14 protein-coding genes and 2 tRNA genes are annotated in these 12,164 nt (G+C 71.7%); 7 read left to right on the top strand and 9 right to left on the bottom strand.

Annotation, left to right across the window (positions count from 1 at the left end):
* Positions 1–33: 33 nt before the first annotated feature.
* Complete coding sequence (locus tag AB0P41_RS27410; RefSeq protein WP_356707720.1) at positions 34–1,047, top strand: adenosine deaminase; 1,014 nt, start codon at positions 34–36, stop codon at positions 1,045–1,047.
* Here the strand turns inward: AB0P41_RS27410 and AB0P41_RS27415 are convergent.
* Complete coding sequence (locus tag AB0P41_RS27415; RefSeq protein ID WP_356707721.1) at positions 1,040–1,621, bottom strand: TetR/AcrR family transcriptional regulator; 582 nt, start codon at positions 1,619–1,621, stop codon at positions 1,040–1,042. The two genes, AB0P41_RS27410 and AB0P41_RS27415, sit on opposite strands and share 8 nt — an antisense overlap.
* Positions 1,622–1,709: 88 nt before the next feature.
* Between AB0P41_RS27415 and AB0P41_RS27420 the strand changes: the two genes are divergently transcribed.
* Positions 1,710–2,345: an NAD(P)H-binding protein gene (locus tag AB0P41_RS27420; RefSeq protein ID WP_365934667.1), complete on the top strand. Its 636-nt coding sequence runs from the start codon at positions 1,710–1,712 to the stop codon at positions 2,343–2,345.
* Positions 2,346–2,366: 21 nt separating this feature from the next.
* Here the strand turns inward: AB0P41_RS27420 and AB0P41_RS27425 are convergent, their stop codons facing one another.
* The 8 genes from AB0P41_RS27425 to AB0P41_RS27460 all read right to left on the bottom strand — a co-directional run bounded on the left by AB0P41_RS27425 (position 2,367) and on the right by AB0P41_RS27460 (position 7,139).
* Entirely contained in the window at positions 2,367–3,422 is a 1,056-nt protein-coding gene (locus AB0P41_RS27425) for a UDP-N-acetylmuramate dehydrogenase (protein WP_365934669.1), read from the bottom strand.
* Positions 3,423–3,486: 64 nt separating this feature from the next.
* A complete protein-coding gene (locus AB0P41_RS27430; protein WP_365934671.1) occupies positions 3,487–4,917 on the bottom strand; it encodes a DHA2 family efflux MFS transporter permease subunit in 1,431 nt (476 codons plus the stop codon).
* Between the two features lie 82 nt (positions 4,918–4,999).
* Positions 5,000–5,545 carry a helix-turn-helix domain-containing protein gene (locus tag AB0P41_RS27435; protein WP_356708095.1) on the bottom strand — a complete coding sequence of 182 codons (546 nt, stop codon included), beginning with the start codon at positions 5,543–5,545 and terminating at the stop codon, positions 5,000–5,002.
* 158 nt (positions 5,546–5,703) lie between these two features.
* A complete protein-coding gene (locus AB0P41_RS27440) occupies positions 5,704–6,132 on the bottom strand; it encodes a MaoC family dehydratase (RefSeq protein ID WP_356707725.1) in 429 nt (142 codons plus the stop codon).
* On the bottom strand, positions 6,132–6,584 hold the full coding sequence (locus tag AB0P41_RS27445) for a MaoC family dehydratase N-terminal domain-containing protein (RefSeq protein ID WP_356707726.1): 453 nt from the start codon (positions 6,582–6,584) through the stop codon (positions 6,132–6,134). The genes AB0P41_RS27440 and AB0P41_RS27445 overlap by 1 nt, the downstream gene beginning before the upstream one ends.
* A gap of 110 nt (positions 6,585–6,694) precedes the next feature.
* Entirely contained in the window at positions 6,695–6,859 is a 165-nt protein-coding gene (gene rpmG, locus AB0P41_RS27450) for a 50S ribosomal protein L33 (protein WP_003956487.1), read from the bottom strand.
* 89 nt (positions 6,860–6,948) lie between these two features.
* Positions 6,949–7,021, bottom strand: a tRNA-Met gene (locus tag AB0P41_RS27455).
* A gap of 45 nt (positions 7,022–7,066) precedes the next feature.
* Positions 7,067–7,139 (bottom strand) — tRNA-Thr (locus tag AB0P41_RS27460).
* A 305-nt stretch (positions 7,140–7,444) separates the two neighbouring features.
* On the opposite strand from AB0P41_RS27460, the gene AB0P41_RS27465 reads away from it, so the two are divergent.
* From AB0P41_RS27465 to AB0P41_RS27485, 5 genes are all read left to right on the top strand, one after another.
* The gene (locus AB0P41_RS27465) at positions 7,445–8,668 is read left to right on the top strand and encodes an amidohydrolase family protein (protein ID WP_356707727.1); all 1,224 of its coding nucleotides are present in this window, start codon (positions 7,445–7,447) and stop codon (positions 8,666–8,668) included.
* Positions 8,669–8,702: 34 nt separating this feature from the next.
* A complete protein-coding gene (locus AB0P41_RS27470; RefSeq protein ID WP_356707728.1) occupies positions 8,703–9,359 on the top strand; it encodes an SDR family oxidoreductase in 657 nt (218 codons plus the stop codon).
* A 185-nt stretch (positions 9,360–9,544) separates the two neighbouring features.
* Entirely contained in the window at positions 9,545–10,207 is a 663-nt protein-coding gene (locus AB0P41_RS27475) for a DedA family protein (protein ID WP_356707729.1), read from the top strand.
* A gap of 89 nt (positions 10,208–10,296) precedes the next feature.
* Entirely contained in the window at positions 10,297–11,439 is a 1,143-nt protein-coding gene (locus AB0P41_RS27480; protein WP_356707730.1) for a histidine kinase, read from the top strand.
* A complete protein-coding gene (locus AB0P41_RS27485; protein WP_365934673.1) occupies positions 11,430–12,074 on the top strand; it encodes a response regulator transcription factor in 645 nt (214 codons plus the stop codon). Before AB0P41_RS27480 ends, AB0P41_RS27485 begins: the two co-directional genes overlap by 10 nt.
* Positions 12,075–12,164 lie beyond the last annotated feature (90 nt).

Here is a 12,164-nt window from a genome sequence, read left to right on the forward strand (position 1 = left end):
CGCCGCGCCCCTCGGGTGCGGCAAGATCGATCGATGGAGCGTGACGTACGGCTGTTGCCCAAGGCCCACCTGCACCTGCACTTCACCGGGTCGATGCGGCCCACGACCCTGCTCGAACTCGCGGACAAGTACGGCGTGCACCTGCCCGACGCCCTGACCGGCGGTGAGCCGCCCCAGCTGCGGGCGACCGACGAGCGGGGCTGGTTCCGTTTCCAGCGGCTGTACGACATCGCCCGGTCCTGCCTCCGCTCGCCTGAGGACATCCAGCGGCTCGTGCGCGAGACCGCCATGGAGGACGTCGCGGACGGCTCCGGATGGCTGGAGATCCAGGTCGACCCCACGTCGTACGCCCCGCTGCTCGGAGGGCTCATCCCGGCGATCGAGATCATCCTGGACGCCGTGGACCGTGCGGCCCGCGAGACCGGGCTCGGGATCCGGGTGGTGATCGCGGCGAACCGGATGAAACACCCGCTGGACGCCAGGACGCTGGCCCGGCTCGCCGTGCGGTACGCGGACCGGGGCGTGATCGGCTTCGGGCTCTCCAACGACGAACGCCGCGGGATGGCCCGCGACTTCGACCGCGCCTTCGCCATCGCCCGCGAGGGCGGGCTGATCGCGGCCCCGCACGGCGGCGAGCTCTCGGGCCCGTCCAGCGTCCGGGACTGCCTGGACGACCTGGACGCGGTCCGGGTCGGGCACGGCGTGCGGGCGGCCGAGGATCCGAGGCTGCTGCGCAAGCTCGCGGAGCGGGGGGTGACCTGCGAGGTCTGCCCCGCGTCCAATGTGGCGCTCGGCGTCTACGAGAAGCCCGCCGACGTGCCCCTGCGCACCCTGTTCGAGGCCGGGGTGCCGATGGCGCTCGGCGCGGACGATCCGCTGCTCTTCGGTTCCCGGCTGGCCGCCCAGTACGACCTCGTACGCCGTCATCACGCGTTCACCGACGAGGAGCTGGCCGAGCTGGCGCGGCAGTCCGTGCGGGGGTCGGTGGCGCCCGTCGAGGTGCGGGAGAAGCTGCTGGACGGGATCGACGCGTGGCTGGTCAGCTGATGCCGCTCAGCAGGGTGCGGGCGAGGGACGCGGCGAAGTCGTCCAGGGACTGCGGAGCCCCTCCCACCTCGTAGGCGAAGGCTCGCTGGGCGCAGGCGCCCAGCAGGAGCGAGGCCGCCGCGTAGGTGTCGGCGCCGGGGACGACGCGGCCCGCCCGCTGTTCGGCGCGGAGATAGGCGTCGAGGCCCTGGATCGGCTTGTGCGGGCCGGTGCCCATCTCGCGCATCGCCGCTTCGTGACGCTGCTTGAGCCGGGGCTCGGCGTACAGCGAGGCGAGGACCGGGAAGGTCTGCTCGTAGAAGAGCGCTGCCTGGCGGGCGACCTCGGTGAGGTTCTGTTCGAGGTCCCCTTCGCCCGCCTGCAGGCCCCCCAGGAGCGGGCCGAGCTTCGGCATGCGTTCGCCGAGCACGGTCACGAAGAGCTCTTCCTTGTTCGCGAAGTACTTGTACAGCGCCGCTTCGGAGCAGCCGGCCGCCTTGGCGATCTCCTTCGTCGTCGTCCGTGCGAGGCCGATGCCGAGCATGAGTTCATGGGCGGCATCGACGATGCGGACGCGGGCCGGCTTCTGGTCCATGGATGCTCCAGCAAGGCTTGACGAAAGGGTGAGCGTCCACTCACCCTAAGGGTAAGTGAATACTCACCCACTCAGGAGGGCGTGCGCGATGAGGCTCACAGTGTTCGGGGCGACGGGGGCCGTCGGCCAGGAGGTCGTACGGCAGGCGCTGGCGGCGGGGCACGAGGCGACGGCGGTGGTCCGTGATCCCGCCCGGCTCCCGGACGGGCTCGGGGGCGCCGCCCTGCACGCGGTCGCTCCGCTGGGCGACGGGGCCGCGGTGCGCGCTGCGGTCGCGGGGCGGGACGCCGTGCTCTCCGGGCTCGGGTCCCGGGGGCGGAAGGCGGGTGACGTCGCCGAGCGGCTCACCGGGCTGGTGCTGGAGGCGATGGAGGCGGAGGAGGTGCGGCGGCTGCTGGTCGTGAGCGCGGCCCCGGTCGGCCCCGAGCCCGCTGACGACCCGCTGCTCGACCGGGCGGTCCGCAGGGTGATCGGCGTGGTCCTCAAGGAGGTGTACGCGGACCTGACGCGCATGGAGGCCGCGCTGGCGGCGAGCGCGACGGACTGGACGTCCGTGCGGCCGCCGAAGCTGACGAACGGCCCGCTGACGGGGACGTACCGGACGGTCGTGGGCGGCACCCCGCGGAGCGGCCGGTCCATCGCGCGGGCCGACGTGGCCCACGCGATGCTGGCGCTGATCGACGAGCCGGCCGCGCTGAAGCAGGGCGTGGGGGTCGCCTACTGAGCCTGCGGCCCGCGCGCCGGGTTACAGGCTGACGCCCACCGTCACCGGTTCGTTGACGAGCGTGACCCCGAAGGCCTCGTGCACCCCGGCGACGACCTCGCGGGCCAGGGCCAGCAGGTCCTCGGTGGTCGCGCCGCCCCGGTTGGTGAGGGCGAGCGTGTGCTTGGTGGAGATGCGGGCGGGGCCGGTGCCGTACCCCTTGGTGAAGCCGGCCTTGTCGATGAGCCAGGCGGCCGAGGTCTTCACCCGTCCGTCGCCCGCGGGGAAGGCGGGGGGCGTGACGTCCGCGCCCAGGCGCTCGGCGGCGCGGGCGAGGAGGAGCGCGTGCCCGGCCTCGTCGAGGACCGGGTTGGTGAAGAAGGATCCGGCCGACCAGGTGTCGTGGTCCTCCGGGTCGAGCACCATCCCCTTGCCCGCCCTCAGCCGGAGGACGGTTTCGCTGGCGGAGGCGGCGGGAACGCGGTCACCCTTTTCGACGCCCATGGCCCTGGCGGTCTCGGGGTAGAGCAGGGGCGCCGACTGTCCGCCGGCGTCCTCGAGCCCGAAGCGGACCCGGAGCACGACGAAACGGTCGGGCTCGGCTTTGAAGCGGCTGTGGCGGTACGAGAACGCGCACGCCTCGTTCGGGAGGGTGACGGTCTCCCGGGTGTGCCGGTCGTAGGCGACGACCTCGGTGATGACCGAGGACACCTCCTGCCCGTAGGCGCCGACGTTCTGGATCGGTGTCGCCCCGGCGGACCCGGGGATTCCGGCGAGACACTCGATCCCGGCCAGCCCCGCCTCGACCGTACGGGCCACGGCGTCGGTCCAGATCTCGCCGGCGGCCAGTTCGAGCGCCGTACCGGAGAGTGTGAAGCCCTTGGTGGCGATGCGCAGGGCCGTGCCGTCGAAGCCCTTGTCGCCGATGACCAGGTTGGAGCCGCCGCCGACGACCAGGAGCGGTGTGCCGCTGTCGTCGGCCTCGCGCACGGCGGCGATCACCTCCGCGTCGGTGGTGGCCGTCAGGAGGCGGTCGGCCGGACCGCCGAGCCGGAAGGTGGTCAGGGGGGCGAGGGGGGCGTCGTGGAGTTCCTGCACGGGGACAAGAGTACGGTCCACGTCCCGGGAGCGGGCCATGGACCGTACGGGCGGGGGCGGGGCGTCAGGCCGCGACGGAGACACGCTCCTCGGAGGGTTCGGGCGCCGGGCCGGCCGTCCGCCCGCGGCGCGGGATGAGCAGGGCCGTGAGCGCGGCGAGGGCCACCACACCGGCACCGATCCACACGGCCGGCACGGTTCCGTCGGAGAAGGCCTGCGGGGAGCCGTATCCGCCCTGGGCGGAGAAGACCGCGGCCAGTACGGCGACCCCGAGGGCCCCGCCGACCTCGCGCAGGGCGTTGTTGGCCCCGGAGGCGATGCCCTGCTCCCCCGGCCTGACGCTGGACATCACGAGGCTGGCGGCGGGCGCGAAGTAGAGGGCCATGCCGATGCCGCCGACGATCAGGCCGGGCAGCTGGGCGGAGTAGGCGACGTCCGGTTCCAGGACCGCGGCGAAGAGGCCGAGCCCAACCGCCTGGAGGGCGAGGCCGGTCACCACCACGGGGCGGCCGCCGAACCGGTCGGCGAGGTATCCGGCGACGGGCGCCACGAGCATCGGCATCCCCGTCCACGGCAGCATCCGCAGGCCCGCCTCGGTCGGCGAGTAACCCAGCGCGTTCTGGAGGAACTGGCTGAGCAGGAAGATCGAGCCGAACATGCCCAGGAACATCAGCAGGCTCGCCATGTTGATCCCGAAGAAGGCACGGTCCTTGAAGAGCCGCATGGGCAGGACCGGGTTCTTCGCGCGGAACCCGTGGCGGACGAAGACACCCAGGAGGAGCGTCCCGGCGATCAGCCCGGTCAGCACCAGCGGGTCGGTCCAGCCGTCGCTCGTGCTGCTGACGAGTGCGTAGACGATGCCGAAGAGGCCTCCGCTGACCAGGAAGGTGCCGGGGACGTCGAGCCGCGCCTCGGGGGCGTAGGACTCGGCCAGCCGCAGTCGCGCCAGGGGGAGCAGCACGAGACCGACCGGGACGTTCAGCCAGAAGATCCACTGCCAGGAGATGTGTTCGGTGAGGCTCCCGCCGATCAGGGGGCCGCTGGCGACCGCGAGTCCGGTGACCGCACCGAAGAATCCGAGCGCCATGCCGCGCCTGGCGGGCGGGACCGCGGCGGTGAGCAGGGTGAGGGTGAGCGGCATCATGACCGCGGCCCCGACGCCCTGGACGGCCCGGAAGACGATGAGTTCGTCGATCCCCGGCGAGAGGGCGGCGGCGGCGGAGGCGGCGGTGAAGACCGTGAGGCCGGCGAGGAAGAGCCGGCGCCGGCCGAAGCGGTCACCGAGCGCGGCGCCCGTCATCAGCAGCACCGCGAAGGTGAGGGTGTAGGCGTTCACCGTCCACTCGAGCTCCTCCAGCCGGCCACCGAGGCTCTCGCGGATGGACGGCAGTGCCGTGGTGACGACGAGGTTGTCGAGTGCCGCCATGAATCCGGCGACGCTCGTGATGACGAGGGCCCAGACGGCTCCCCCGCGGCTGGATGCTTGCTGCTTCACTACTACCCCCCAAGGGTTAGTTATCAATGACTAACTTAAGTCGGCAGAAGAACGGGCGGGCCACCGGCGCACCCGCGTCGGGTCAGCTCGGCCTGGCCGCGAGATGGAAGCCGGACCACACGCGATGACCGGCCGGAAAGCCCATCGAGGCCAGCGTGTTGATGAGCATGCCGTAGGCCAGGAAGGACGTGGTCTGGTCCTGGTCCGCGCCCAGCAGGAGGTGGATCTCGTCCCACATCGCCACCCATCCGAGCCGCAGCCGCTCACCGAACTCGTGGTCACCCGCCGCCTCGGCCGCCGCCACCGCCGCGTACATCTGCATCTGCATCAGCAGCTTGTCGGGGTCGTCCACGATCAGCCGCTGGTACGCCTGCGCCAGAGCCTGCTCCGCCTCTTCCCCCTCCAGCCCCTCGGCCGCCTTCATGAACACCTCCCTGGTGTCCGCGAGGCACCGCTCGGAGGCGGCGAGGAAGATGGCCTGCTTGCCGGGGAAGAGCCGGAACAGATACGGCTGCGAGACACCGACCCGCTTGGCGATCGCCTCCGTCGAGGTGCCGTTGTACCCACTGCGGGCGAACTCGGCGACCGCCGCCCGCACGACGCTCTCCCGCCTGTCCTCTGCGCTCATCCTTGCCATGCCGGTAAGTTATTGGCCACTCACTAACATGTCAAGGGCGGCATCCGCGCGGTGGACGGCAGCGGAGGGGCGCCGCGTGGGCGCCCCTCCGCTCGCAGCTGTGCCGACGGGCGAGGTGACTGTGCCGCTCGGGCCAGTGGCTGTGCCGCTCAGGCCAGGCGCACGACGGCGCGGGACATGCCCAGCACCTTCTTGCCGTCGCTCATGGCGATCAGGTCGACCCGGACGGTGTTGTCGTCCAGCTTCGCGGCGACCTTGCCGCTGACCTCGATCAGCGCCCCGTTGTCGTCGTTCGGCACGACGACCGGCTTGGTGAACCGCACGCCGTACTCGACGACCGCGCCCGGGTCACCGGCCCAGTCCGTGACGACCCGGATCGCTTCGGCCATGGTGAACATGCCGTGCGCGATCACGTCGGGCAGACCGACCTCGCGCGCGAACTTCTCGTTCCAGTGGATCGGGTTGAAGTCGCCGGAGGCGCCCGCGTACCGCACGAGCGTGGCCCGGGTCACCGGGAACGACTGCGCCGGCAGCTCCGTACCGACCTCGACCGCCTCGTAGGCGATGTTCGCCGTCATCACGCCTCCTCGGCGGCGCGCGCCACCAGCTTGGTGGACGCGGTCACCACGTGCTCACCGGACTCGTCGCGCACCTCACCGCGGATGTCCACGATGTCGTTGCCCGCCATCGTCTTGATGGCCTCGATCGTCGAGGTGACCGTCAGCCGGTCCCCCGCCCGCACGGGACGCGCGTAGGCGAACTTCTGGTCGCCGTGCACCACGCGGCTGTAGTCCAGGCCCAGCTGCGGGTCCTGCACCACCTGGCCCGCGGCCTTGAAGGTGATGGAGAAGACGAACGTGGGCGGGGCGATCACGTCGGGGTGCCCCAGAGCCTTGGCGGCCTCCGGATCCACGTACGCGGGATTGGTGTCACCCACCGACTCCGCGAACTCCCGGATCTTCTCCCGGCCTACCTCGTACGCCGGGGTGGGCGGATAGGTCCGCCCCACGAAGGACTGGTCGAGCGCCATGAGCCCGGTACCTCCTGGTGAAAGTCGAATGGGGCGTTGACCACCCGAGTCATCAAGATAAACGACACGAGGCCGCCCCCAGTGGGGACGGCCTCGTGTACGAGCCTGTTTCAGCGCGTTTCGCGGTGCGCGGTGTGCGAGTTGCAGCGCGGGCAGTGCTTCTTCATCTCAAGACGGTCCGGGTTGTTACGCCGGTTCTTCTTGGTGATGTAGTTCCGCTCCTTGCACTCCACGCAGGCCAGCGTGATCTTCGGGCGGACGTCGGTGGCAGCCACGTGAGTGCTCCTTGGACGGACGGATGGACGGATGAACGCAAAAAAGAGTAGCCGATCGAAGGACCGACCCCACAATCGGCTACCGTTAGTAGCGGTGACCGGACTTGAACCGGTGACACAGCGATTATGAGCCGCTTGCTCTACCGACTGAGCTACACCGCTTTGATGACGAGCTTCCCCGCCGAAGCGGGGTCACCCGATCACCAGAGCCCCAATGCGGAATCGAACCGCAGACCTTCTCCTTACCATGGAGACGCTCTACCGACTGAGCTATTGGGGCGAGCGAGGAAGACATTACACGCTCTGTCGCCGACGCCCAAATCCGTTTCCGCGGCCCGCCCCGGACCCCCTCCCGTCCCTCGGACAGCCCCGGCGCCCGCCCCCCTGAGCAGGCCCTTGATCAGCCCGTACGCCCTCTCCACCGGCCGGGCCACGGGCCCCTGTGACACCGCCCCCACCACTTGCCTCACGAGGCCACATTCGTACGACTAATTCGCTCTTCCTCGGAGTGCAACGGGCCCCGGCCTAGGCTCGGCGCACTCTGCGTGATCTTGTTCGTCGTCCAGGACTTCCAGGAGCGGTGCGATGCCCGAAGGTCCCGGCGAGGCGCCCGGACTCCTCCTCAGCGGGGCACGGCTCACGGACGGGCGCTCCGTCGACGTGCGGATCGGCGGGCAGCTCATCGAGGCCGTCGGGACGGCGGGCAGCCTCACCACTCCGGGGATCCGCCTGGACCTGCGTGGATACCTCCTGCTGCCCGCCCCCGCGGAGCCGCACGCCCACTCCGGCACGGCGCTCACCGCCACCGCCGGAAGCTCGCCGTCCCACCGCCCCGAGGACGTCCGGCGCCGTGCCACCGAGGCCGCGCTGCTCCAGCTCAGCCACGGGGCCACCGCGCTGCGCGCCCATGTGCGCGTCGGCGGCGTGCGGGAGCTCGGCCTGCTGGAGGGCGTGCTGGAGGCCCGCCGTTCGCTGCGGGGCCTCACCGACCTGACCGCCGTCGCCGTGCCCCGGCTCCTCACCGGGGTGGCGGGCGCCGACGGCCTCGCCGTGCTCCGTGACGCCGTGGACATGGGGGCGGGCGTGGTCGGCGGCTGTCCGGACCTCGACCCCGATCCGGCCGGTCACACCGAAGCCGTCCTGGACCTCGCCGCCGCCCACGGGCTCCCCGCCGACCTGCACACGGACGGTGACGACTCCGCCCGGCTCGCCCGGCTGACCGCCATGGCCGGCGGGCTGCGCCCGGGCGTCTGCATCGGGCCCTGCGCGGGCCTCTCGCGGCTTCCCGGCGACGAGGCCGCCCGCGCCGCCGACCGGCTGGCCGCCGCAGCCGTGACCGTGGTCTGCCTCCCGCAGGGCGGCTGCTCCGAGGCCCGGCTCCGCGGCGCCCCGCCCGTACGGCTGCTGCGCGACGCCGGGGTGCGGGTGGCCGCGGGCAGCGGAGCCCTGCGCGACGCCTCCAACCCCGTCGGCCGGGGCGACCCCCTGGAGGCGGCGTACCTGCTGGCCTCCCAGGAGGGCCTGCGCCCCGAACACGCCTACGACGCCGTCTCCGTCGCGGCCCGAGCGGCCCTGGGGCTGCCCGGGGTGCGCGTCGAGGCCGGCTTCCCCGCCGAACTCCTCGCCGTACGCGGGGACGGGCTGGCCGGAGCACTCTCCCTCGCGTACAGCAGGATCGTCGTACACCGTGGGCGCGTGGTGGCGCGGACCAGTGCCGTACGCGAGTACCGCGACTCCGGGGCCGCCGCCTCGGCCCTCGACCTCCCCCGCCAGGGACGGACCGATTCCGGTTCCGGCGGCGGGCCTTGAGCGCGGGCGCTCCGCGCGGCGTACGGTCGGAAGCATGCGCATTGTCATTGCAGGTGGACACGGTCAGATCGCGCTGCGGCTCGAGCGGCTGCTCGCCGCGCGCGGTGACGAAGCGGTGGGCGTCATCCGGAACCCGGACCAGAGCGACGACCTGAGGGAGGCGGGCGCCGAGCCCGTCGTCCTCGACCTCGAATCGGCGTCCGTCGAGGAGGCGGCGGAGGTCCTGCGGGGCGCGGACGCCGCGGTCTTCGCGGCCGGCGCCGGCCCGGACAGCGGTTCGGCGCGCAAGGACACGGTGGACCGCGGAGCGGCCGTGCTCTTCGCCGACGCGGCGGAACAGGCGGGGGTGCGGCGCTACGTCGTGGTGTCCTCCATGGGCGCCGACCCCGGCCACACCGGCGACGAGGTCTTCGACGTCTACCAGCGGGCCAAGGGCGAGGCGGACGCGTACGTACGTTCCAGGAGCGGCCTGGACTGGACGATCCTGCGCCCCGGCATGCTCACGAACGACGCCGGGACCGGCCAGGTCCTGCTCGCCGCCTCGACGGGCCGCGGTCCGGTCCCCCGCGACGACGTGGCGGCGGTGCTCATGGAGCTGCTGGACACCTCGGCGACGGCGGGCCTCACGCTGGAACTGATCAGCGGGAGCAAGCCGGTGGCGGTCGCGGTGAAGGACATCGCAGGCAACTGAGTGCGAGGCCGTCCCGCACCCCCGCCGGGCGCAGGGGGTGCGGTTCTCCGCAGGTCCGCTCCCTGCGGAGAACCGCAGCGGGCCGGGCGGCCATCCGCATACCGGTCGATGAGCTGCGGTTTCTAACGTGGAGGGTGATCGGGGGTACACGCCCCGGGTAACGACCCGCCGCCTTGGAGACTCATATGCATCTCACGTACTCGGCTTCGTCGCAGGAGCCCTCGGGCGGTATCGCGGGCTGGGCCACGGAGCTCGTCGACACGATGGGCGGCCCCGGAGCCGGCCTGGCCATCGCGCTGGAGAACCTGTTCCCACCGCTGCCGAGCGAAGTGATCCTGCCGCTGACCGGGTTCGCCGCCGGGCAGGGGGTACTCAGCCTGGCTTCCGCGCTGTTCTGGACCACACTCGGCTCGGTGGTGGGGGCCATGGTCCTCTACTGGATCGGCGCGGCCTTCGGGCGTGAACGCATGCACACCATCTGGGGGAAGCTGCCGCTGGTGAAGGCCTCCGATCTGGTGCGCACGGAGGAGTGGTTCGCGAAGCACGGCACCAAAGCGGTCTTCTTCGGCCGTATGGTGCCGGTCTTCCGCAGCCTCATCTCCGTCCCCGCCGGTGTGGAGCGCATGCCGCTCCACGTCTTCACCGCCCTGACCGCGCTCGGCAGCCTGATCTGGAACTCGCTGCTGGTCATGGCCGGTTACTGGCTGGGCGACCGGTGGGCGACGGTGGAGACCTACGTCGGCCTCGCCTCCAAGGCCGTACTGGCCCTGGTGGTCGTGGCCGTCGCGACGTACGTCGTGCGGAGGCTGCGCTCCACCGACCGGGCCCAGCACCGCCGCAGTTCATGACCCACCCCGGCCGTCCGCGGGCGGCGGCCCCGCCTCCGCGCCCCGGCCGATCTTGCCGCACCCCGGCGACCGCACTACGCTCCGCCGTCGTGGGCGGTCGGACACTTTCCTGGTTACGCCGGGGCCTGGGCACGATCCTCGGCTGCGCGACCGCGTCGGCGGAATTCGTCTGTTTCCTGGTGGCCGGCACCGCTCTCGGCCCCTTCCTGCTGTGGCCGCTCACGCGGGCCCGCGCCCTCGGTGTCCTCATGGCGGGGGCGCTTCGGCTGACGGGCGTGGAGCGGGCGCGGAGGGCCCTCTTCTTCGACGACCGCTTCCCGGAGCACTACGAGGTCTCCGGCCCGAAGGTCCTCCGCTACCTCGCGGTCCGCAGTTGCACCGGCCTGCTGTGCGCCCTGGTGATCGGGCTGCTGGGATTCGGTGTGGTCCTGGCGGGACTGCTGTCCAGGGGGGCGGTCCAGGGCTCGCTGCGGTGGGGCGAACTGCTCGGGCAGATGCTCCTCGGCGGGGTGTTGCTCTTCCTCGGCCTCCAGGGACTCCGCTCGCTCGTCGCCCTGGACTCCCGGCTCGCCCGCGAGTGCTTCGGCCCCTCCGAGCAGGAGCTGTTGCGCCGCCGTATCGACGAACTGTCCAGCAGCAGGGCGGCGGTCGTCCAGGCGGTGGACGTCGAACGCCGGCGCATCGAGCGGGACATCCATGACGGGATCCAGCAGCGGCTGGTGGCCCTGGCCATGCTGCTCGGCCGGGCCCGCAGGGGGCGCGAGCCCGAACAGGCGGAGGCCCTGCTGCTCCAGGCCCACCAGGAGTCGAGGGACGTACTGGCGGAACTGCGCGAAGTGGCCTGGCGGGTCTATCCGTCGGCGCTCGACAGCCTGGGTCTCGAGGAGGCCCTGGGAGGGGTGTCCGAGCGGTGCTCCATACCCGTCCGTACGGTGTTCGATGTCGGCCGGCCCCTGCCACGGCCCGTGGAGACCGCCGCGTACTTCGTGGTGTCGGAATGCGTGACCAACGCGGCCAAACACTCCGGCGCCACAGCCGTGTCGGTGGGCGTGGTGCTGGACGGCGCCGTGCTCACGGTGAGCACCCAGGACAACGGCAAGGGCGGCGCGGATCCCGCGGGCCTCGGGCTGAGCGGCCTGCGCGGCAGGGTGGACGCACTGGACGGCACCCTGCACATCGACAGCCCCGAGGGGGGACCCACCATGGTGACCGCGGAGCTTCCATGCGTCTGATGCTCGCCGAGGACTCGACGCTGCTGCGGGAGGGCCTCGTACGGCTCCTCGTCGAGGAGGGGCATGAGGTCCTGGCCTCGTTCGGGGACGCCGTGTCCCTGCTGAAGGAGATGGAGACGCGGCGGCCGGACATCGTCGTCCTCGACATCCGGATGCCTCCGACGCACACCACCGAGGGGCTGCGCGCCGCCCTGGAGATCCGCGAGCGGTGGCCGGAAACCGGCGTGCTGGTGCTCTCCCAGCACGTCGAACGCCACTACGCGGCCCGGTTGCTGGCCTCCAGTGCGGAACGGGTGGGGTACCTCCTCAAGGACCGGGTCGCGCAGGTCGACGAGTTCCTGGACGCCTTGGAGCGCATCCAGGCGGGTGGCGCCGCCATCGATCCCGAGGTGGTGCGGCAACTGGTCATCCGTTCCACGCACGGGGACCCACTGGCCCGCCTCACGCCCCGCGAGCGCAGCGTGCTCGAAACCCTCGCCCAAGGGCTCACCAACCCCGCGATCGCGGAGCAACTGCACATCTCCGTGAGTGCGGTGGAGAAGAACCTCAACGCGATCTTCGACAAGCTGGAGCTGTCGCACACCACCGGCCACAGCCGGCGGATCCTCGCGGTCCTGAGATACCTGGAGTCCTAGGCCCTGTCTGATAATTGATCTTGTGGTGGGTCGTGGTGAGCTGACTGATGTGGCGTGGGAGCGGATAGCGCCCCTGCTTCCGGGTGTTGA

The sequence above is a fragment of the Streptomyces sp. NPDC079167 genome (assembly GCF_040686735.1).
Lineage (GTDB): Bacteria > Actinomycetota > Actinomycetes > Streptomycetales > Streptomycetaceae > Streptomyces.

Coding starts and splice junctions, on each gene's coding strand:
- AB0P41_RS27410 (WP_356707720.1), top strand. CDS start 34: ATGGAGCGTGACGTACGGCTGTTGCCCAAGGCCCACCTGCACCTGCAC.
- AB0P41_RS27415 (WP_356707721.1), bottom strand. CDS start 1,621: ATGGACCAGAAGCCGGCCCGCGTCCGCATCGTCGATGCCGCCCATGAA.
- AB0P41_RS27420 (WP_365934667.1), top strand. CDS start 1,710: ATGAGGCTCACAGTGTTCGGGGCGACGGGGGCCGTCGGCCAGGAGGTC.
- AB0P41_RS27435 (WP_356708095.1), bottom strand. CDS start 5,545: ATGAGCGCAGAGGACAGGCGGGAGAGCGTCGTGCGGGCGGCGGTCGCC.
- AB0P41_RS27440 (WP_356707725.1), bottom strand. CDS start 6,132: ATGACGGCGAACATCGCCTACGAGGCGGTCGAGGTCGGTACGGAGCTG.
- AB0P41_RS27445 (WP_356707726.1), bottom strand. CDS start 6,584: ATGGCGCTCGACCAGTCCTTCGTGGGGCGGACCTATCCGCCCACCCCG.
- AB0P41_RS27465 (WP_356707727.1), top strand. CDS start 7,445: ATGCCCGAAGGTCCCGGCGAGGCGCCCGGACTCCTCCTCAGCGGGGCA.
- AB0P41_RS27470 (WP_356707728.1), top strand. CDS start 8,703: ATGCGCATTGTCATTGCAGGTGGACACGGTCAGATCGCGCTGCGGCTC.
- AB0P41_RS27475 (WP_356707729.1), top strand. CDS start 9,545: ATGCATCTCACGTACTCGGCTTCGTCGCAGGAGCCCTCGGGCGGTATC.
- AB0P41_RS27485 (WP_365934673.1), top strand. CDS start 11,430: ATGCGTCTGATGCTCGCCGAGGACTCGACGCTGCTGCGGGAGGGCCTC.